The following is a 21993-nucleotide window of genomic DNA, read 5'->3' as shown; positions in this document are numbered from 1 at the left end:
TGTAAATGAAGCGTTAATTAAGCAATTTTTCGTAAGCGCGCAGCGAAAAAACCATCCATTCCTAAAAATACGGTTTTCTCAGCATCAAAATTTTTATGACAAAAATCCGCAGGCGTTGTCCGTAACATCCCCCCACAAAGCAAATGTTCCAGTGCTCCCATTTCCTCTGGATAAATAGGGTCTAAAACAATGTCATTGCGTATCGATAAAATTTTCTCAATAAGATCTTCACCTTCTTCTCTTGCCAATGAACAATTGGAAAAAACAATCCGCCCCCCCTCCTTTACCAAAGAAATTGCTGCGACAAGCAAATCATATTGCAACGCCGCTAACTTGACGATATCTTCCCTCGATTTCGTCCATAAAATATCTGGATGACGACGGATTGTTCCTGTAGAAGAACAAGGAGCATCAAGAAGAACCGCATCAAAAAGCTGTGTTGAATGGAAATTTTTCACATCGCCCTGCCAAATATGAACTGAAAAATGAAGCCGTTCCATATTTTCTTTTAAACGCTTTATGCGGTTAGCAGAAAGCTCAATTGCAGTCACCTCAGCCCCTTGCAAAGCCAATTGTGCTGTTTTTCCTCCAGGGCTCGCACAAAGATCAGCAACGCGTTTACCCTCAATACTCCCAAGTAAACAAGCAGGCAAAGCTGCTGCAAAATCTTGGACCCACCAAGACCCTTCACGATAGCCTGGTAAATCAGAAACAGAACACTCCAGACGCTTCAATCGAACAGAACCATTGGGCAATACCACACCGCCAAGCCTTTCAGCCCATCCACCACTATCAGATTTCACTGTCAAATCGAAAGGAGGTTCCACACTTTGAATTGCGATAATCTGATGTACCTTTTCTGTTCCATAAGCTGATATTAAAAGCTGTCCAAACCACGCTGGCACACCTTCAATGGTAGGAACTTGTTGGCGTAAAGGCTCTGCCTCACGTGCAACATTGCGCAAAAGAGCATTCACCACCCCTGAAAAACGGCGCATTCGAGGATCAAGTTTCGCCACACGCACAGCTAAATCAATAGCCGCATGATCGGGAATATCAAGATAAAGAATTTGTGCAACACTGATATGCAAAAGATGCTGAAGTGAAAGTGCTTGTGAAGGCAAAGGACGCGCCAAAAAGCGTGAGAGAGCCGCCATAATCTGCCCTCGATGACGCAATGAAGCTGTTAAAATAGCCCGACATAACAAACGATCTCGTTGTGAAAGCTTCAAATATTGTGGATGTCCGTGTTCATTATCCGTCAAACCAGACAGAGGCGTGTACTTATCAACTACCGCCCCCAAAAGACGCACACACACCTGTCGAACAGCTAATCCTGGAACATTTTTTTCAGACACATGCCCCGCTTTTTTGTGTTTCAAAACACCACCTTTATATCACAGTTTTCTCAAGAGCTCTCTCAATAATTCTATGAACGAGATCTTTTTGAATTTTCATAACGAAGCCAAGAAGGACGTTTTGTAACACGCTGAAAAGAACTGTTTTCTTGCTCACCTAATGCATGAGCCTGACCACTATGAAAATCTCCATAGTTCATCCCGCTGCTTTTTTCATGTATAGCGTCTTCTTTATTCCATCCCACACTTTTGGCAAGAGCCCCTTTCATCTCTTCTGCTTGCCGATAAAGAGCAGCGATACGATTTGCAGTTGCTGGATGTGTCGAAAAAAGACTATCCGCTCCCTCACCGCTCAAAGGATTAATAATAAACAGATGCGCGGTTGCTGGATTATGCTCTGCTTCTTCATTATATACCCCACGTCCCCCATCAGCAATCTTACGCAATGCCGAAGCCAACCATAAAGGATTACCACATATTTCAGCCCCTCTACGATCCGCAGCATATTCCCGTGTACGGCTAATCGCCATTTGCACCAGCATCGCTGCAAAAGGCGCCACGAGCAATGCAATAAATCCTCCAATTGCCCCAGCGCCATGAGAATCTTCTGAAGAATTACGCTGTCCTCCCATAAAGAAAGCAAAATTACCAAGCATTGAAATTGCCCCTGCAATCGTTGCGGTTAGAGTCATTGTTAACGTATCACGATGCTCAATATGTGCGAGCTCATGCGCCATAACGCCGGCAATTTCCTCAGCGCTTAACCGCTCTAACAACCCAGTACTTGCAGCAACAGCTGCATTTTGCGGATTACGTCCCGTTGCAAAAGCATTTGGCTGTGCATTCTCAATAACATAAACCTTTGGTTGAGGAAGAGAAGCCTTTTGTGCTAAATCGCTTACAATCTTATAATAAACTGGTGCTGAATGCTGATCAACTTCACGCGCCCCGTACATGCGTAAAACGATTTTATCTGAATTCCAATAAGAAAAAAAGTTTAAACCACTTGCCATCAAAAGAGCAATGACCATGCCACCGCCCCCTCCAACAAGATAACCAACTCCCATAAAGAGAGCAGTTAAAAAAGCCAAAAGCATAGCTGTACGCATTATATTCATTACTCAAAAAACTCCATGATAAAAGTCAATCAATACTATATGATGGTGTTTTCTTTCTGCTTCTTCAATGGAATAGGTGTAAAATGAATAAAAAAGATGAGAAAACAAGCAAAAAAAATGCAACTGTCGTTAAACAGCAATCTCTTTCTCCCGCAGCACAACGCGCCCTTAAAGAAGCTGAAGAAAGACGAAAACGCGCAGCAAAAAAAGAACAACCTTTAGAAAACGGCGGACGCGGCGGCAAAGACCCTTCCCGCTATGGAGACTGGGAAATTAAAGGCCGCGCCATTGATTTTTAAAACCATTGATTTAAAAAAAACGGCGCAATTTAAACAAGCAGCTTTTTAATGAAAATCCGTTTTTGATAGACAAAAACGGATAATATTTATTTTTCTAAAGCTTTTAAAAACACATTGATTAAACAACCATGCTTCTTATGCTGAAGCAGATTCTGCTTCAGCCGCTGCCGCTGCTTCTTCTGCTGCTTGCTTTGCTGCTGCTATACGTTCTTGTGCTTTTTTACCCGGTTCACCTTTATGTGGATTATTACGAGTTGGACGCTTTTTCAAGCCAGCTGCATCTAAAAACCGTAAAACGCGATCTGTTGGTTGAGCCCCTTGCCCAAGCCAATATTGGATACGTTCTTCATTAAGTTTCACCCTCGGTCCATCTTTAGGCAACATTGGATCCCATGCACCAACACGTTCAAGAAACCGCCCATCGCGCGGACTACGAACATCTGCAACGACGATATGATAGTAAGGACGTTTTTTTGAACCTCCACGGGACAAACGAATTTTCAATGCCATATTTTATCTCCTATTGTCAGCTCTGGCTTTCGTTTAAATTGACTTTTTTTGTTTTTTGCTCTTCAGCAATAACTTCATGATGACTCACAACTTCTTTAATAATAAATTTTAAAAATCTTTCAGCAAAATCAGGATCAAGATCACTATCCATAGCCAATTGCCGCAAACGCGCTACCTGATATTGCTCACGCAGAGGATCTACTTTAGGTAAATCATAACGCGCTTTTAAGCGCCCAACAGCTTTCGTACAACGAAACCGCTCTGCTAAGATATGAATCAAAGTTGCATCAAAATTATCAATGGATGCTCGTAAATGTGCCAATTCGTTTAATACTGTTTCCTGCATTATATTCCTTTCCCTCTTTACATCTTATTTTTTCTTAGGATGCTGAGGAAAATTTCCCCCATCGACAATGCCATTGGAAAGACCAGGAAATGTAGGTCCACGCTTGGGAAGTCCGGGCAAGAGCTTCCCTCCATTACCATTTTCAATTTGCTTTTGAAGCGTTGAGAATTGCTTTGGATCCAATCCCGACAAATCCGGCATAGCTGGAGAATCCCCTCCCAAGTTTCCCATACCACCAAAACCCATTTTGGAACCAAGGCCTCCCAACATCTTTCCCATAAAACCACTTTTTCCTTTACCACCCATGGCTTTCATCATATCAGCCATTTGGCGATACATCTTCAAAAGTTTATTAATATCAGCCGCTGTCGTACCAGACCCCTTAGCAATTCGTTGTTTGCGGCTATGTTTTAAAAGCTCTGGATTCGCCCGCTCTTTGGGTGTCATAGATGAAATAATGGCCAATTGACGATCAAACAAACGATCATCAAACCCCGCAGCCGCAATCTGCTCTTTGACCTTCCCCATTCCTGGCAACATGCCCATAATACCGCCCATTCCACCCAGTTTTTTCATTTTCTGCAACTGTTCTGCAAGATCATTCAGATCAAATTTTCCAGCTTGCATTTTTTTTGCAAAAGCAGCAGCTTTCTCGTGATCCATTGTTTCAGCAGCTTTTTCAACCAAAGAAACAATATCCCCCATTCCGAGAATACGATCAGCAATACGACTGGGATGAAATTCTTCTAAAGCATCTATTTTTTCACCAGTTCCAATTGCTTTAATTGGTTTACCTGTAACAGCACGCATAGAAAGAGCAGCGCCACCACGCCCATCACTATCCATACGTGTTAAAATAATCCCCGTAATCCCTACACGCTCATCAAAAGAACGAGCAAGATGAACGGCATCTTGCCCCGTCAAACTATCAGCCACCAACATAATCTCATGAGGAAGGGAACATGCTTTAATTTCAGCCAATTCGAGCATCAAAGCTTCATCAATATGATTACGTCCTGCTGTGTCAAGAAGAAGCACGTCATAACCACCCAATTTAGCAGCCTGTACGGCACGTGATGCAATATCAACAGGCAGCTGACCCGCAATAATAGGCAAGCTTGCAAGTTTTGCCTGTTCTCCCAATTGGCGCAATTGCTCCTGTGCAGCGGGACGGCGTGTATCTAATGACGCCATGAGAACTTTTTTATTGTGCTTATCAGTAAAACGTTTTGCAAGCTTTGCTGTTGTGGTTGTTTTTCCCGAACCTTGCAAACCAGTCATCATGATAACAACTGGAGCTGGTGCATTTAAATCACTCAGAACGCTTTCATTTCCAAGAATATGAACCAATTCATCATGAACAATTTTAACCACCATTTGGCCTGGTTTAATTGATTTAACGATTTCGGCCCCAACAGCTTTTTCCCGAACTCTATCGGTAAAAGAGCGCACAACATCAAGAGCAACATCAGCTTCCAATAAAGCGCGACGAATTTCACGCAGCGCCTCTACAACATCCTGATCCGATAAAGCGCCACGTCCCGTCAAATGAGACAGGATAGAACCAAGTCGCTCTTGCAAGGATTCAAACATCATTTACCTCATTGTTGCATAACAAACAAACCAAAATAGCATCCGAGAACGCATCGCGCCGTCGGATGTTGACCTCTGAGATCTCTTTATACCCTTAAACTGGGGTCTCAGTCGGTGGCTCCAAGTTAATTTTGTCACTGAAAGCTTGCTCCTTCAAACAATAAAACCCCAGCTTTGTCAAGTTTTATCATAAAATATCTTTTTATACGAAGAAATAAAAACAACAAATACTATACTTCAAAACTTTCAACTTCAACACGCATAAAACAACCTGTTTCCTGTTCCATGCTCCATAATTTTCCGCTAGAGATATCAAACCAAACACCATGCAATGTCAAAAAACCTTGATCTTTGCGAAGCTTTATCCACGGAAACGTCTCTAAATTTCTCAACGAATGGCGAATAGAAAGCTGCTCTAATGCCGTCTGTTTTTCTGGCCAAGACAACGACTTATTATTCAAAACGATTTCTGCTGCTGGTGCTAAAAGACTTATCCATTGACCGATAAAATCATTTGATAATAAAGATTTATATGTCTCATTAAGAGCAGTACGAATGCCTCCACAATGGGCATGACCAAAAACGACAATATGTCTCACCTCAAGCAATTGCACAGCATATTCAAGAGCTGCTGATGTTGCGTGATATTGGTCATCAGGAGAAAAAGGAGGAACCACATTCGCCACGTTGCGCAGAGTGAAAATTTCCCCTGGCTTAGCATCAAAAATCATTTCTGGTACTGCACGCGAATCACAACAAGCAATGACCAAAACTTCAGGTTTCTGCCCCTCAATCGCCAATTGCTGATAATCTGCTATTTTATATAAAAAATGATTGTTTATAAAGTTTTGGTAACCACTTAAAAGTCTTTCTGGTAAATGCGCCATTCTCTCTTTACTTTTGCTTCTTTTTTTACTTTCATTTTGTATATTTTAAAAAACAAACTATTAACATACAAAAATACTAAAAGCGCCCTTTCCTTGAAGCAAAATATTTCTTTAAAGTACAAAATATTACTAAAAAATAGCAAAAACAAACTCATTCTTTCCAAATAAAGAGCTATTTTCTTTAGAAAGAAGGTGTTACAGTATATAAAAAATATAATGGTCTGCTTTTAATAAAGACCCCTTAAGAGCAAAAAGGGAGAGTGAATGTGTTGCACCAAAAAAAAACAGAGACAAAAAACACCCAAGATAAAATAGAACAAATCCTTTTTGCCCAAACCGATAAAGAAGATATTGCTTATTATGAAAATGAAGAACTTCAAAAAGCCACAGCCATCGCGGTAAAAGCTTTTAATCTCCATCAGACGGGAAAAAATACCATCTGCTTTGAGCAAAATTTAACCCGCAGTAACAAACCTATAACCGTTATCACGCTTGTCAATGATAACAAACCCTTCCTTCTGGATTCTATTTTAAATGTTTTTAATCAACACAAAAACCATATCTATTTGATTGCACACCCCATTATTGATTGTGCTTCTGGAAAACGCATCAGTCTGATGCAAATTCACATCGAGTCATTAAACAAACAGCAAATACAAAAACTTGAAAATGAACTCACCTTAGTTCTTGAACAGGTTAATGCTGCTGTACAAGACTGGAAACCTATGCTTGAAGAAGTTGAAAAGCATATTCATGCCTACCAAATAAGTCTTCCCCCGCACTACAAACAAGAAGGCGAAAAGGCCATTGAGTTTCTTCACTGGCTAATGGACGATAATTTCATTTTCCTTGGTATGCGCACTTACAACTTCATTAAAGACCAAAAACCCCTAAAATCCTTTACGGCAAGTAATATTGAACTTGGTATACTCACGGATGCTTCTATTCATATTGTTGACGATAAAAGTATGAAAGAACCTCCTCAAGAAGTTTTATCCTTCATGGAAAGCGATAATCTGTTTATCGTGACAAAAGCGAACAGCCGCTCCAAAATTCACCGTTCTGTTTGGCTCGATTATATTGGTCTTAAAATCTTTGATAAAGAAAACCAACTCTGTGGAGAATTACGCATTGTAGGGCTTTTTACCTCCTCAGCTTATACACGTTCTATTTTGCAAATTCCTTTCTTAAAAGAAAAAGCCCGAACTATTATTCAACGTCTTGGACACAATCACGCCGATTATTCAGGAAAAGCACTCATCAGTGCTTTAGAAACCTATCCAAGAGATGAAATGTTTCGCTCTGATGTTGATACATTGACAGAAAACACTAAGCTTATTCTACAATTAGATGAACGCCCACGTTTACGGGTTCTTGCCCACACTGATTCTTTTGGACGCTTTGTTTCTATCCTTGTCTACGTACCGCGTGACCAATATAGCAGCAGCCTGCGTGAAAAAGTTGGCGAACATTTTGTAGAGCTTTATAAAGGTGACTTTTTTGAATCTTATCCGCTATTTTTGGAAAGTACCCTTATACGTGTCTATTATATCATCCATCGCAAAGGAAACGAAACTGTTCCCCTTCACGAGCGCTCCACACTTGAACAACATGTACGTTCGATTGCACGAAGTTGGGAAGACAGGGTTCAAGCCATCGCTCTTAACAAGAAAATAACAGAGCAACAAACACGTCTAGCCAGTGAATTCCCCAACAGCTATCGTGATTTATTTTCAGCTGAAAACGCTATTAACGATGCCGGACATATTCTAAGTCTTCATGATGAAAAGCCCCTTTTCGTGATCTTTTATCACGCACAAAACAAAGAAAAACAGTGCATTTCTCTTCGGCTTTTTCACCGCCATGAAGCACTTGCCCTTTCCAAACGTGTACCACTCCTTGAAAATATGGGGTTTCGCGTTATTGCTGAACAAACCCTTGAATTACCAGATGGCAATGGACGCTCTGTGTATCTTCATGATATGCAGCTAGAAAGTACTTTCCAACGCTGTATCGATTTTGAAAAAGACGGTCAAAAACACGCCGAAACCTTTGAAGCCATTTGGGCACAAAATGCTGATAATGACGGCTTTAATGCTCTCACCCAAACAGCTGAGCTTGATTGGCATGAAATTGTTATTTTGCGCCATTATGGGCGCTATCTCCAACAAGCTGGAATTCCTTATTCGCAAGATCGCGTTGCCCAAACTTTAAATGCTTATCCTGACATTACCCAAGATCTTTATGCTTTATTTCATTTAAAATTTCATCAAAGCCATACAGAAAAAGAACGAGAAAAAAACCAACAAGTTATTCAAAAGCGCATTGAAGAAAAATTACGGAAAGTCTCTGGTTTAGATGATGATCTCATTTTACGCCGTTATTGTAACCTTATCGAGGCGAGTTTACGAACGAATGCCTTTACGCCTCTTCCTGATGGAAGTCCACGGCGTATTTTAGCCACCAAATTAAATCCACGCCAGATTGAAGGTTTGCCTGAACCGCGCCCTTACCGAGAAATTTTTGTTTATGGACCAGAAGTTGAAGGGGTCCATTTGCGTTTTGGACCTATCGCTCGTGGCGGCATTCGTTGGTCTGACCGTGCATTAGATTACCGCACCGAAGTGCTTAGCTTAGTCAAAGCCCAACAAGTTAAAAATGCGGTTATCGTTCCTGCAGGTGCAAAAGGTGGATTCTATCCCCATCGGCTTCCCCAAACAAATGACCGTGCTGTCATCATAGAAGCAGCACGACAAGCTTATACAGACTTTATAACAGCTTTGCTCTCCATTACAGACAATCTGATTAACGGCAAAATAAGTTCTCCCCACAATGTCATCTGTCATGATGACCCTGACCCCTATTTTGTTGTTGCGGCGGACAAAGGAACAGCAACTTTTTCTGATACAGCCAACGCCATCAGCCAAGCAAACCACTTTTGGCTTGATGATGCTTTTGCCTCTGGAGGTTCAGCAGGTTACGACCACAAAGACATTGGTATTACAGCTAAAGGTGCATGGGAAGCCGTCAAAAGACATTTTAGAGAATCATTTAATTACGATATTCAAACAACGCCCTTCACCTGTGTCGGTGTTGGCGATATGTCTGGTGATGTCTTTGGCAATGGAATGCTGCTTTCCAAACAAACAAAATTGATTGCCGCTTTTGATCACCGCGATATCTTTATTGATCCAGATCCGAACATAGACGAAAGCTATGTAGAGCGTACGCGTCTCTTCAAACTGCCTCGCTCAAGCTGGCAGGATTACGATAAAACCAAATTATCAAAGGGCGGTGGTATCTTCTCACGAAAAGAAAAAACCATTACTCTCTCACCTGAAGCAGCACAAGCCATTGGTTTCGAAAAACAAACAGGAACACCCTTTGAAATTATCTCTGCTCTTCTCAAAGCCCCTGTTGATCTTTTATGGTTCGGTGGCATTGGTACTTATATACGTGCTGCAACAGAAAATGATGCCCAAGTAGGTGATCGCGCAAATGATGCAATACGCATTACCGGAGAACAAGTGCGTGCAAAAATTATTGGTGAAGGAGCTAATCTTGGTGTTACACAACGTGGACGGATTGAATATGTCTTAAATGGTGGTCGATGCAACACGGATGCCATTGACAATTCTGCTGGTGTGAATTGTTCTGATATTGAGGTCAATCTCAAAATTGTTCTTGCATCAGCACTACGTGCCAAAACGTTAACCCGCGAAGATCGCAATAAGCTCTTGAAAAAAATGACGCCTCAAGTCGAGCAACTCGTCTTGCGTAACAATTATCTACAACCTCTTGCGCTTTCTTTGGCGGAAAACCAAAGCACTACTGATTTGCCCTATCAAATACGCTTTATGCACGATTTGGAACAAAAAAAGCTTCTAGATCGCAGAGTTGAAATACTCCCTGATGAGCAAATTTTACGACAAAGAACAACCCAAGGCAAAGGTCTTCTCCGTCCAGAACTCGCCGTTATTTTTGCCTATGCTAAATTGACCTTAAAAGAAGAAATTGCTAATAGCCCCATTGTTGATGATCACTATTTCAATACAGCCCTGCTGAACTATTTTCCAACCCAAATTCAAGAAAATTTTAAGAAGGAAGTTATTAACCATCAATTGCGTCGTAATATTATCGCAACGCTGATTGCCAACGATATTGTAAATCGTGGAGGCCCCACTTTTGTTAATAGACTACACGATGCAACAGAACAAAAGACTGAAAATATTATTCGCGTTTTTATTGCCATCCGCGATGGTTTCGAAATTCCTCAATTGTCTGAGCAAATTGATAAGCTTGATAATAAAATACCCGGTCTTGTCCAAAATAAATTCTACGCAACAATGACCCCAATGCTCTTTGAAACAACCAATTGGGGTTTGCACAACATAGATCTCTCACGTCCACTAGAAGAAATTGTAAAAACAATAAAGCAAGCCCGTAGCGTTATTGAAAAAGAGCTTATGCATTCTCACGACAACGATATTAAGCAAAAGATTGAAGAAAAAGCATTACACTACAGCGAAGAGGGAGCACCAAAAGCATTAGCGAAACAATTAGCCCTCTTGGAAGCTGCTTCAACAATCTGTGATATTTCTTTAATTGCAAAAAAAAGCAACAGTGATCTTATTAAAACTGCAGAGATCTACTTTTCACTTGCGCAAATCATTCGTATAAACCGCATTAACGAAGCAAGTCGTATAATTCCTGTAGTAGATTATTATGATAGTATGGCTTTAAGCCAAGCCAAAGAAAATGTTTCTGAAAGCTTTCGGCAAATCGTTATGAAAATCCTCAAAAATTATGGAAAGAAAAAAGATCCTTTTGACACTTGGAAAAAAACAGAAGAAGATCATATTCACAACATTACAAACCGCATTAGCGCCCTTATTGAAAATGATCTCAATATTTCTCGTTTTACTTTTGCAGCAGGATTGATTTCTCAACTTCAAAATATTGGCTTTCAAACCTAAAGAAAATACAAAACGACCCTCTCAATCTCCCGTTCTATCCCACCACCACAACAAACCAACTAAGACAGAGCAGAAGTTTGCATTTTAGACATAACACCAAAAATAAAAATCTCGCTATTTATCACAATAGAATTGTTTGCAACAATTTCAAAAAAACAACAGGATTGATTTCTCACCCTAAAAACATAAACTTTCAGACTTAAAAGCAGTACAAAACAGCTAAGCTTTTGCTCCGTTCTATCCATCCATGACGAAGCAGCAAGGAAAGAACGGAGGCGCTATCCCGCATTTTTAGACAGAGCACTAAAAATAAACTCAAATTTTACTGTCAAATATCCTTCATCATAAAAATATAATATATTGATTTACAGTTATAATTTTATCATTTTTATGATGACTGATAATTCGATATTCTAAATTTGTCTCATTTAAAATCTGTTTATATTCAATCAATTAACCCCATTTCCCCTTGCATATTGCAAATGCGAAAGCCGAATAGATAAAAACAGTAAAGAAAGGACTAAAAATGCCCCTCATAAACCGCCTCAAGTGCTAAAAACTACAGTAAGATTGAGAATTAGCAAATATAATATGATGGTTATTCCCCCTAGCTTGTTAGTCCATAACCGAAAAGATGGTGGTGCTTAATGGCTTTATCGTTATACCATTCATAGGCGACATCGTGAAATAGCAAGCACTGAGAAATATTTTTTTTAATAAATGCGTAAATATGCAATACAAATATATTCTGTTTTACGTGGAAGACATATAGCTTCATTAAAAAATATCAGAAATAAAAGGATAAGCTTAATCCATTATTTAAAAGATATAACTGTAACTGCTTTTGAAATGCGTAAAATCGAATAAAAAATGACAGTAAAGATGGATGTTGATTTTCCCCTTTACAACTTCATATCTTCCTCCAACTAGGCTATTTACTTGTTTTAAGAGGTTACACCCAAACAGATATATGCAATATGCTCATTCCATATATAAAGAAAAAGGTTCCTAACAAGAACCACACCACCTGTATAAAAAGGCAATTCAGCATACTTTAAAATGCCACTTTTTCCATACAAACACTGTTACTATATGTAGTTTGATATAAGATTTTGTACTAAGTGAAAAGAGGTTGGACGAGTTAGGAGTAGGTGGTAATTTTTTATTTTTATAGCTATTTTTTTTACCATTAAATACGCATTTTGTTAAAATAGATTTTGACACTCTAAAATTGTAAAAAAGTATGAAAATCAGAAAAAATCGAAATTTGGTAGTAAAAATGAAAAAAGGCTTTGGTACAACACCTAAAGTGGAGCAAGACGACCAAGTTTTAAAAATCCCAGTTTTACCCACCCATTGTTAATGAGCAAGGAAAGAACGGGAGCGCCGTCCGCATTTTTAGGCAAAGCACCCAAAATAAAAAATAACGCTTGAAGATTATTGGCTTGCGCGGGAAATAAGCGCTGCAGAGTGTCAAGAAGCTTCATGGACTGAATAAGGACAAGTTCAAATTTTGCTGTCAAATATCCTTCATCATCAAAAGAAAAAGGTCCACTAATACGCACTGCACCACCTGTATGAAAAGTCAATTCACCTTGCTTTAAAAGTCCACTTTTTCCATACAGTCGCTGTTGCCAATTTTTTTCTTCATGTTCAAACAGAAGAGAGGCATCATTTAAAATCCATTTCAAATTGCCATCAATTTTAGGAATATCAACAAAAGAAGATTTTAAAAAGGGAGAAGCATCAAAACCGTCAAAAGTTATATGTCCCGATAAATCATTCTTTTCATGTTTAAGATCAAGTCGAAAAAATTCTGCCGTTATTTTTTGAGGCATGTCTTGTGGCTCTAACGGCTGAATAATCACGTCATGCGTATTTTGCAAAGATGCCGGATCTTCAATATTTTCTTGTGTCGTTTTTTTATCTGTCGTTGGTGCTCTTAATGCTTCTTGAAGCTTTTGATCTTCAGGGGAAGAGGAAAAAGATGAAATCTCAAGCCCTTCAGCTATAAACTTCAATGTTTTACCCGTTTTCCAATAAGGCTCTGTTTCAATCACCAAATTGCGCCAATGCGATACTATGGGAGTTTTTCCGGAAAAAACAATTAATGCAGGAGAATGAACATTAAACTCGACCAAATGAGGTGCGTAAATTGGTGCACCAGCTGTCAAACGCCCCGTCGATAAAGAAACTCCATGTAAAGGCCAAGAAAATTGAAACTTGTCACAAACAACACCGACACGTAAAGGATAACCATCCTTGTGCACATTCTCACATACCGCCGCCATATTATGGGAAGATACTTTTGTGAATATATTAGAAACATAGTCTTCTATTTTACGCGAAAAAAAAACCAGAGTGCGCTATAAATAAATATCAGAGCAAGACAAAAGAGCCCACAAATTAAATAACTCAAAGAAAAACTTTTTTGTGATGATGGTATTTGAAAGGATTTAGACAATATTCAAACTTTCTTTATCTCTTAACTTCCTCCCCACCCTAAAAAGGATAAAGATTCCCAACCACGTTCAGTTTATACACAATCCAACTTCTTAATCGACCGGATTTTATCTACTGATCACTTCAAGAAGTCCCTATACATCGTTCTAAAGTACAGTATCTCATAAGCTCAATAAACAAGATTTTCTTAAAAAAAACCCATTACACCCTTTAACAAAAAACACCTCATGTGTAAAGTTTTACATAGATTTTCTACCTCTAGCTTAAACCATACTGTTTTACAGCACAACAAAAATGATAATGAATAGTGTTTCTTAACGATAAAGCCATTGAGCCCCCCATCTTTACGCTTATGGAGACCCCAAAGCCAGCACCATCATTATATTTGGCTAGCCCCCAAATGTTGCGACAGCCCTTGGCACTTAAGACAGTTCATAAGAAGCATTTTTAGTCTTTTCTTATACAGTTTTTGCCCACACGCCAGCCCTACTTGTGACATGCAAACAAGAGGTTTTTATTGAGTCAACATACACAGGTTTGGAATGAAAAAACCTTACTATATTCGGGGTTCTCATTCAATATACAAAACCGTGAATTACCTATATAAATCAATTCGTTGTCAACAATCACACAAGTACGGGCGGTGTACAAAAAATCTGGTGTAATGCGCTTTCAAACCATTGGCTCAAAGCTCGATCATAGATTAAACGACCTTTCAAATGTGCACAAGCAGGTTGAGCACCTTTTTCAGTCAATTTATGTGCCGAACGCACGACCAAACGCCGCATCATAGCGCGTGTAAATTCAGCATGAAACTGCAAGCCCCATGCATTGTTTCCATAACGAAAAGCTTGTGTAGGATATGTATTCCCTGTTGCCAAAAGCATTGCCTCTTTCGGTAAATCATAAATACCTTCATCATGGAAATGGTAGACCATCTCTGGCCAATTCATCAATTCCTTCCCTTGTGGGGTTGCTTCTAGTGGATACCAGCCGACTTCAACAGTCCCATCACTTCTTGTACCAACGCGCCCCCCTAGATTTCGCGCTAACATTTGTGCTCCAAGACAAATACCCAAAAAAGGCTTATTTTCCTTTAGTGATAACGAAATCCAATCAATTTCCTCACCAATATAGGCTTCGCTGTCATTCACACTCATCGGTCCCCCTAAAATAACAACGCCGGCATAATGCTCTAATGTATCAGGGAGTTTTTGTCCAAAAATAGGACGATAAATATCAAGAACAAAACCATTTTGTTGTAAAAATTTTCCCAACCGACCAGTATAGGTAGAGCGCCGATGAATAACGACAGCAATCCTTGGTTTGTTATTTTTTTGTTTTTTATCAAGACATCTCTGATTTAAAAACATTTTTTAACCAATCACCTCTGCTACCAAGCAAAACTTTATTTTTAAAGCATAAGAGAATAATTTTATTGGACAAGACTAACGATATTTTTTCTTCTAGGTCAATTGTTTCTTCTGAGAAAACATTCGTATTATCACATTGGTGCAATTTAAAATAAACGAAATTTTTTCCTCGATAAAGATGTTTCTTCTTCTGTTTTAACCCCTGGATCATCAACATTTAAGTGAGTTTGACTGAACATTTTTACATCTTTTTCTTTTATATCTTGTTTCTCCACCTGCACATTATGCAAAAGAGAATCATCTATAGGTGTTAATTTTTCAAGCTTCTTATCTCCAACATCATCACTTTTTCCCATAACATACTCTTTGTCTTGCCTTTTCGACACAATATTGTCCGCCTCTAATGTGAGAGAAGGCATACAAGGAGGCGCCTTCCATTCAAAACAGCCCAAACGTCCACTGATTGGAGAAACCACTGACCAAGAAGAAAAAATGGCCCCATCACACATCCACACTGGATCACGTTCAGCACGAAGTGCTAAAGAAAGCCATTGACGCACAGCACCTTGATTGTTTCCCTGTGCCTCTTCAATATCTGCCAACAATAAATAAACACTTTCCCGTGGATGACATTGTAATGCTTTTTGTGCCTTCTCTCTTGCTAATGCTGTTTCACCAGCATCCAAAGCTGCTTTAGCAATAAGGAAAGCCGACTCAAATGCATCTTTATTATAAGAAGCAAGTGTCTTAGCCCTTTTCAATCGCCCAATGGCTCCTTCTTCTCTTTCAAGATAAAGCGCTCCCAAGTCAGGATGAGGCTCCTTTTGCCAAGCCGCTATAATCATTTTATCCGCTTTACGCGTTTCGTTTAATTTATAAAGAATATCAGCAGCAATAACTATTATTGGAACAAAATCAGGCGCCAATTTATGGGCTTTCAAAATAGCTTCACGTGCTTGTACAGGATGTGTATCAAACAAAGAAAGTGCCTGCCCACTTAGTAGTAAAACCTGTATATGCTGCCGCTCTGGAATCGCGCGAATAGAACGCGGGAGAGCTTTTTGCGTTCTTTCAAAAATAGTAAGTGCCTTATCCCATTTACCCTCAGTACTTAACCGATCAAGCACCGCCTGATGCGCCCATAAAAGTGCTGGCGATAAAGTCAGTGCCTCTTCAGCATATTGTTGCGCTGCCTCATAAGCTTTACTCTTCATTGCTTCACGAAACAAACCATAAAGTCCAACCAGTTTTGTCGGATCTTCCTTTCTCATCTCTTCATAAAGACCGATGGCGCGAACAGAGTCATTTTGTAAAGACAAGGTTTGCGCTTGTAAGAGTTTTACCAATGGCTCTTGTTTCCCTGCAAGATATTTAGCAACACGTGCTTCCATTTTTTGCGCAACCATACTATCACCAGCAAAAGTTGCAAGAATCCCCTTTGAAAGAGCTTCGTAACCACGCTTTTGATGGCGTTTATAAAAATAATTGGAAAGAGCATTCGGTATGGAAAAAAAGAAAGACAATAACCACCATAAAAGCACCAGCGTTACAAAAAATAAAATAAGCACACTTAACACTGTAAGAAATGAAGCAGAAAATCTGAAATGCAAAAATGTGAGAACAAAAATACCATTGTGATTAGCTACCCACGTGAAAGCTAAACCGAGGATACAAACAACAAAAATATAAATAAAAACACGTATCATCTTGGGCCTATTTACATCTTTGTTGCTTTAAAAGATCCTTGTTGCACAGACAATAACAATTGCTGCAACAACTGTTGAATAGCAATATGTCTTTCAAGCTGCTTAACAAAATCCATTGAAACATCTTTTGCACTTTGAGGCAATGATTGCCATTCGCTCAAAGCCTTTTCGTAATCACCAGCTTGAATGGCAACTTCCATGCGTGCCGCAATAGCCCCCAGGGTTGGCCCTTCAACATTTCCAATCGGTCGCGAAACAATAAGCCCTTTTATCCATGCTAAAATTCGGTCAAAAAAACCAGCATCTGACGCAACAAGATTTTGCGTACCAACAATTGCATCGGCAACATGAGAAAAATCAACTGAAAGTTGTGCTGAACTTGGAAGACCCACAGTAGCTGTTTTTTGCAACACATCAAGTCCATTAATCGAAGGCGATAATTGTTGTAACAGCTTTAATTCATTATTATAAGATCCACCACGCTCTATAGCATTTTTTAATGAACTAATTGCAGTAAAGAGCGCGGTATCTATTTCTTTTTTCTCACTATTTTTAACAGCAGTTTCTTCCTGTAGTGCTTCTAACTGTTGTTTTAACGCAGCAAGATCATTTGCATTGCTCTGCCCAACAGACAAAGCCGTCTCTATCTCTTTCGACTTTCTAACAAAAGTTTGTACAGTTTCTTCAAGAGCTTTTACTTTTTCCTCTAAAATCGCAAAAGCTTTTTTGCTTTCTTCTTTCGATAGTTCATCATTTTTCGTTGTTTTAAACTGTTGTGATGAAAAAGAAGAAAACTCTGTTTTTAACGTATCAATTTCTTGAAAGACCCGCCTCAATTGTTCCTTTGTGTCTTCACCTTGACTTTTTGCGGCTTCAGCAATCTGCAAAGCTTTTTCTCCTCCAGCAGAATTTTCCACAAAAGGAGAAGGAAAAAAACCAGCCCATTGAAGCCCCATAAAAACTCCCAAAGCAATGAATCCTCCCAAAATCCCAGAAAGGGACAAGAAAAGCCAAGTTGTACTAGAGATACTTTTATCCTGACCTTGCATATTCTGTTTTTCTCGCGCATGAGATTCTACAGAATTATGGATTTTTTCCTCTGAATCATGGGGAACAGCTTCATGTTCAATAACTGGTTTCTTACGGCGCGTACCAGCATAATGTGGTTTAACTTTTGGTTTTGAAGAATCGACCATCTCTGTCACTTTTCGTGCACACTTTTTTTAATGATAAAATAATAAAATGAAAAAAGTTTTAAAAACGCAGCTTTTCTCAATAATATTTACAATTATCGCCTTTAATAGACAAGTTTTAAAAAAACATTTGCATTTTATACTCGAAAATACAGCTTTATTTTTTAATCAATGATATCATAAAATTCAAAGAAAACGCCAAAACACATATTTTTCATAGAAAAAACAATTCTAAGAGAAATACTTTGCATCTTTTTCTGTTCATGGTACGCACGCAGGAAAGAAGCTTCAATATAAGGTTTTGTTTAAAATGCGTCTGCTGGGAATAGAAACAAGTTGTGATGAAACGGCAGCGGCTGTCATTGAATATAACAATGAATCAAACAGCCGAATTCTTTCCAATGTTGTTTGGAGTCAAATTGATCACCATGCACCTTACGGCGGTGTTGTTCCTGAAATTGCTGCTCGTGCCCATGTTGAAGTTCTTGATCATTTAATTCTGCAAGCACTAACAGAAGCAAACACAAAATTAAAAGATATTGATGGCATTGCAGCCACCAGTGGGCCTGGTTTGATAGGAGGATTGTTGGTAGGCGTTATGAGCGCAAAAGCACTCTCTCTTGCCACTGGCAAACCATTTATTGCGGTAAATCACTTAGAGGGACATGCTTTAACAGCTGTGTTAACGCACAACGTCAGCTTTCCTTATTTATTACTTTTAGTTTCAGGAGGTCATACACAAACAATTATTGTTCATGGAGTAGGCAACTATCAACGTTTAGGAACCACTATTGATGATGCATTAGGAGAAGCCTTTGATAAAACAGCAAAACTTTTAGGTCTTCCTTATCCTGGTGGACCAGCACTTGAAAAAGCAGCTTTATTTGGTGATAAAAATCGCATCCCTCTTCCACGACCTTTAAAAGGTGAAAAACGGTTAGACTTTTCTTTTTCAGGACTCAAAACTGCTGTTCGACAAGCCGCAACAGCCATAGCTCCTCTTACAGAAAATGATATTGCTGACATTGCCGCAAGTTTTCAAGCCGCCGTGACTGATACGGTACGTGATCGTGTTCACCTAGCTTTACAACACTTTGCCCACCAATATCCTCTCTCTCATGATCAAGAAAAGCATTCTCCTGCTTTAGTTGTTGCGGGCGGTGTTGCCGCAAACCAAGCCATTCGCTCTACGTTGCAAGAACTTGCCCGTCAACATGGTTTTGAATTTATAGCCCCTCCTCTTTCCTTGTGTACCGATAATGCTGCAATGATTGCTTTTGCCGGTGCACAAAAACTCGCACGAGGAGAAACAAGCTCTCTTGACATTGCACCCCGCTCACGCTGGCCATTAGATGAAAAAGCCCCGCCCTTGATCGGGATGGGACGCCGTGGAACAAAAGCATAATAAAATTGACGTCCCACACACATCTTAAAGAACGAAGATTTCTACTCAATCCGGTCTATAGATAGTCCGAATTCTCTATCGAGCAGATTCCACCTGCTTCCCACTCACACAATTCACTTAACCCAAAGATCGACACGTAAACCTAAATATTCACCACACATTCTTAAAAACTTCATGTTTCAAAAAATTGCTTTATATCATTACACTTCAAATGACGGTATTTTACAGCATAATAAGACGCACTCTATCCCACAAAGCATAGATATGAATGCCATTCGTTGACCTCATCATCTTTGACCATTTATTCGTTTCATTGTCATTGTAATTTTAAAGCTTTTTAGAACCAATTTTCTTGCTAAATTCTCTCCAACGCAATGCTCCAATGATCCTATAGTAACTACATTTCAAACAGCAGCTGAAAAGATGATTAAGCTTCCACATGGCTGAGCAATTTTAAGTCTATTACTTCGATACACTGATATATTTTTCTGCTACAAGATAAGCAAAATACCTTTATACAACATAAAATATCAATGGAGCGCATTTTTCTATATACAAGTTATTTTGAAATAAGAAAAAACAGATAATGCCCGTTCTTTACTCCATTTTAAAAATCACCCTTGATGATATTACAAAGATACTTATAAAAAATTGGACATGACGAATGCATAACAATCTATGAAAAAGGTGAACACATGGCTTATTGGCTTTTTAAATCTGAACCCCATAAATGGTCATGGGAGATGCAAAAGAAAAAAGGAGCTGATGGCGAACAATGGGATGGTGTACGCAATTATCAAGCTCGTAATAATATGCGCGCTATGAAATATGGTGATAAAGGTTTTTTTTATCATTCAAATAAAGGTTTAGAAATTGTAGGAATTGTAGAAATATGTGCTGAAGCGCACCCTGATTCTACAAGCTCTGATCCACGCTGGGAATGTGTGGACATCCGTGCACTTTGTGACATGCCAACACCTGTTTCATTAAAACAAATTAAAGCTAATCCCAAACTAGCAAATATGGTGCTGGTCAAAGCCAGCCGCTTATCAGTGCAACCCGTGACAGAAGATGAATGGAAAGAAGTCTGTTTGATGGGCAACCTTAAGAGGGAAATGCTTTTATCTTAAAACAATAATTTTTATTCATTAACTCATATAAAAAGATGCTTCATAGCGCAGAAGAATAAGCACAACACCTCCTTCTGTTGAGGTATTCTCATGCTAAATGCATAAATATGATATTTTTTTTGTCATTTTTTATCCTGCACTCTTTCTCAATACAGTCTCCTTCCAAATTACACAAAAAACCTCTTTATGATGCATCTTTTCGGCATTGCTAAAAGCAAGGCTTACTCAACAATTATAATAAGCAACACCATGAACATAACACACAGCCCCTTCGCACACAAATGCAACGAAAAAACAAAACTGAACGTGGATAAAAAACAATAAAAATGATCGTGAAATTCTCCTAAACAGTGCATATGTGCTAGGTGTTGCACAATTCTCTTCACACTTAAAAAACGCATCATATTGCGTGTTTATTGTTTTGCATGTTGGACGAGTGCGCCTCATACCGCAGGATTCTCTCATTCCCAACCTGTTTTATATTGAATCAATCAAAAGCTATTTGCTTGCACATTCTAAGCGGAGAAAGTCCCATATAGATAAAAAACGTGAAAGAAAGGACTAAAAATTCCTCCTATGAATCGTCTCAAGTGCCAAGGACTGTCCGCAACACCCACGAGCTGGTAAAGTGAATGATAGTGCCAGCTTGTTTCTCCATAAGCGTAAAGATGATGACACTCAATAGCTAAAACACCTTCTAGAACATAAAAAACGCTTCCAACCAATACGTAAAATACCCTGCAGACGGAATACCTTCTTTTCAGCAAGCAACCATTAGAAATTATAAAAGTTTATTTTTTAGAAGCGCTCTTTTTTAATTTTCCTCTTTTAATTTTTCTTGCATGAAATCTTATTTTTCATGAAACTATATCAATCAGTGCATCAACATGCCTATAAGGAAAAACATGAACCACTATACTCTTTTAATCGTTGAAGACGATGATCTACGCCCCATTTTAGTAGAACAATTGCAAATGCATCAAGAGTTTAAAATTTTCCAAGCAAAAACAGCAGAAGCGGGAATAAGAATAATCCAAGAAGAAAATATTGATCTCACTATTTTGGGATTTCAACTTCCTGATCTTGATGGCTACAAAGCCGTTAAACAATTACGCACCCAAGGATTTCGTGCCCCCATTATCATGATAATAAATTATGATACAGACTGTGATAATATTTTAGATCTTGAAACAGGCGCCAATGATTATGTAACAAAACCCTTTCGCTTTGCGGTGTTATTGGCGAGAATTCGAGCACAGTTGCGCCAATATGAACAAAATGAAGACGCAACCTTTCATATTGGTCCCTATACTTTTAAACTAAGACAAAAACTTCTTCTTGATCAATGCAACAATAAAATCTGTCTCACAGAAAAAGAAGCAGCGATCCTTAAATGTCTCTATCATGCCAATGATAAAATTGTCAGCCGTGAAACATTGTTAGAACAAGTTTGGGGATATAATGAAAATATTATCACCCATACTTTAGAAACCCATATCTATCGTTTGCGACAAAAAATCGAAAACGATCCCTCCAATGCACAAATTCTCATAACAGATCAAAATGGTTACCGTTTAAATCTTTAATTCGAGATTTACTGTTTCAAAAATAATTTTAATATCCTAAATGAAAACAG

The 21993-nt window shown here is 38.9% G+C and carries 15 protein-coding genes; 5 read left to right on the top strand and 10 right to left on the bottom strand.

What is annotated here, in order from left to right:
• Positions 1–17: 17 nt before the first annotated feature.
• Positions 18–1382: an RsmB/NOP family class I SAM-dependent RNA methyltransferase gene (locus tag ACFINH_RS06410; RefSeq protein ID WP_375612722.1), complete on the bottom strand. Its 1365-nt coding sequence runs from the start codon at positions 1380–1382 to the stop codon at positions 18–20.
• 47 nt (positions 1383–1429) lie between these two features.
• Entirely contained in the window at positions 1430–2476 is a 1047-nt protein-coding gene (htpX, locus tag ACFINH_RS06405) for a zinc metalloprotease HtpX (protein ID WP_375612723.1), read from the bottom strand.
• Between the two features lie 83 nt (positions 2477–2559).
• Between htpX and ACFINH_RS06400 the strand changes: the two genes are divergently transcribed.
• A complete protein-coding gene (locus ACFINH_RS06400) occupies positions 2560–2775 on the top strand; it encodes a DUF1674 domain-containing protein (RefSeq protein WP_273790074.1) in 216 nt (71 codons plus the stop codon).
• A gap of 135 nt (positions 2776–2910) precedes the next feature.
• On the opposite strand, the gene rpsP is transcribed toward ACFINH_RS06400, so the two are convergent.
• The 4 genes from rpsP to ACFINH_RS06380 form a co-directional block, all read right to left on the bottom strand.
• Positions 2911–3285, bottom strand: a complete 375-nt coding sequence (gene rpsP / locus ACFINH_RS06395) for a 30S ribosomal protein S16 (protein ID WP_273787601.1) — start codon at positions 3283–3285, stop codon at positions 2911–2913.
• A gap of 16 nt (positions 3286–3301) precedes the next feature.
• Entirely contained in the window at positions 3302–3631 is a 330-nt protein-coding gene (locus ACFINH_RS06390) for a chorismate mutase (protein ID WP_273790075.1), read from the bottom strand.
• A gap of 24 nt (positions 3632–3655) precedes the next feature.
• The gene (gene ffh, locus ACFINH_RS06385; RefSeq protein ID WP_273790300.1) at positions 3656–5224 is read right to left on the bottom strand and encodes a signal recognition particle protein; all 1569 of its coding nucleotides are present in this window, start codon (positions 5222–5224) and stop codon (positions 3656–3658) included.
• A gap of 230 nt (positions 5225–5454) precedes the next feature.
• Positions 5455–6111 (bottom strand): carbonic anhydrase, encoded by a 657-nt coding sequence (locus ACFINH_RS06380; protein ID WP_375612226.1) that lies wholly within the window; start codon positions 6109–6111, stop codon positions 5455–5457.
• A 266-nt stretch (positions 6112–6377) separates the two neighbouring features.
• Between ACFINH_RS06380 and ACFINH_RS06375 the strand changes: the two genes are divergently transcribed.
• Positions 6378–11087: an NAD-glutamate dehydrogenase gene (locus tag ACFINH_RS06375; protein ID WP_375632430.1), complete on the top strand. Its 4710-nt coding sequence runs from the start codon at positions 6378–6380 to the stop codon at positions 11085–11087.
• A 1304-nt stretch (positions 11088–12391) separates the two neighbouring features.
• Here the strand turns inward: ACFINH_RS06375 and ACFINH_RS06370 are convergent.
• The 4 genes from ACFINH_RS06370 to ACFINH_RS06355 form a co-directional block, all read right to left on the bottom strand.
• On the bottom strand, positions 12392–13378 hold the full coding sequence (locus ACFINH_RS06370) for a DUF2125 domain-containing protein (RefSeq protein WP_375632429.1): 987 nt from the start codon (positions 13376–13378) through the stop codon (positions 12392–12394).
• Between the two features lie 798 nt (positions 13379–14176).
• Complete coding sequence (locus ACFINH_RS06365; RefSeq protein ID WP_375606037.1) at positions 14177–14923, bottom strand: glutamine amidotransferase; 747 nt, start codon at positions 14921–14923, stop codon at positions 14177–14179.
• Positions 14924–15069: 146 nt separating this feature from the next.
• Entirely contained in the window at positions 15070–16629 is a 1560-nt protein-coding gene (locus ACFINH_RS06360; protein WP_375632428.1) for a heme biosynthesis protein HemY, read from the bottom strand.
• A gap of 11 nt (positions 16630–16640) precedes the next feature.
• Entirely contained in the window at positions 16641–17825 is a 1185-nt protein-coding gene (locus ACFINH_RS06355; RefSeq protein WP_375632427.1) for a COG4223 family protein, read from the bottom strand.
• A 307-nt stretch (positions 17826–18132) separates the two neighbouring features.
• Here ACFINH_RS06355 and tsaD point away from each other — a divergent pair, with 307 nt between their 5' ends.
• From tsaD to ACFINH_RS06340, 3 genes are all read left to right on the top strand, one after another.
• On the top strand, positions 18133–19227 hold the full coding sequence (gene tsaD / locus ACFINH_RS06350) for a tRNA (adenosine(37)-N6)-threonylcarbamoyltransferase complex transferase subunit TsaD (RefSeq protein ID WP_375632426.1): 1095 nt from the start codon (positions 18133–18135) through the stop codon (positions 19225–19227).
• 695 nt (positions 19228–19922) lie between these two features.
• Entirely contained in the window at positions 19923–20357 is a 435-nt protein-coding gene (locus ACFINH_RS06345; RefSeq protein ID WP_375632425.1) for an EVE domain-containing protein, read from the top strand.
• Between the two features lie 905 nt (positions 20358–21262).
• Positions 21263–21943, top strand: coding sequence for a response regulator transcription factor (locus ACFINH_RS06340; RefSeq protein ID WP_375632424.1), 681 nt, complete (start codon positions 21263–21265; stop codon positions 21941–21943).
• The last annotated feature ends 50 nt before the right edge of the window (positions 21944–21993 follow it).

It is taken from the genome of Bartonella sp. AA74HLJMH, assembly GCF_042197045.1.
In the GTDB taxonomy this organism is placed as follows: domain Bacteria; phylum Pseudomonadota; class Alphaproteobacteria; order Rhizobiales; family Rhizobiaceae; genus Bartonella.
The sequence above is the reverse complement of the archived record's forward strand: the minus strand, read 5'-3'. Positions and strand labels throughout refer to the sequence as shown.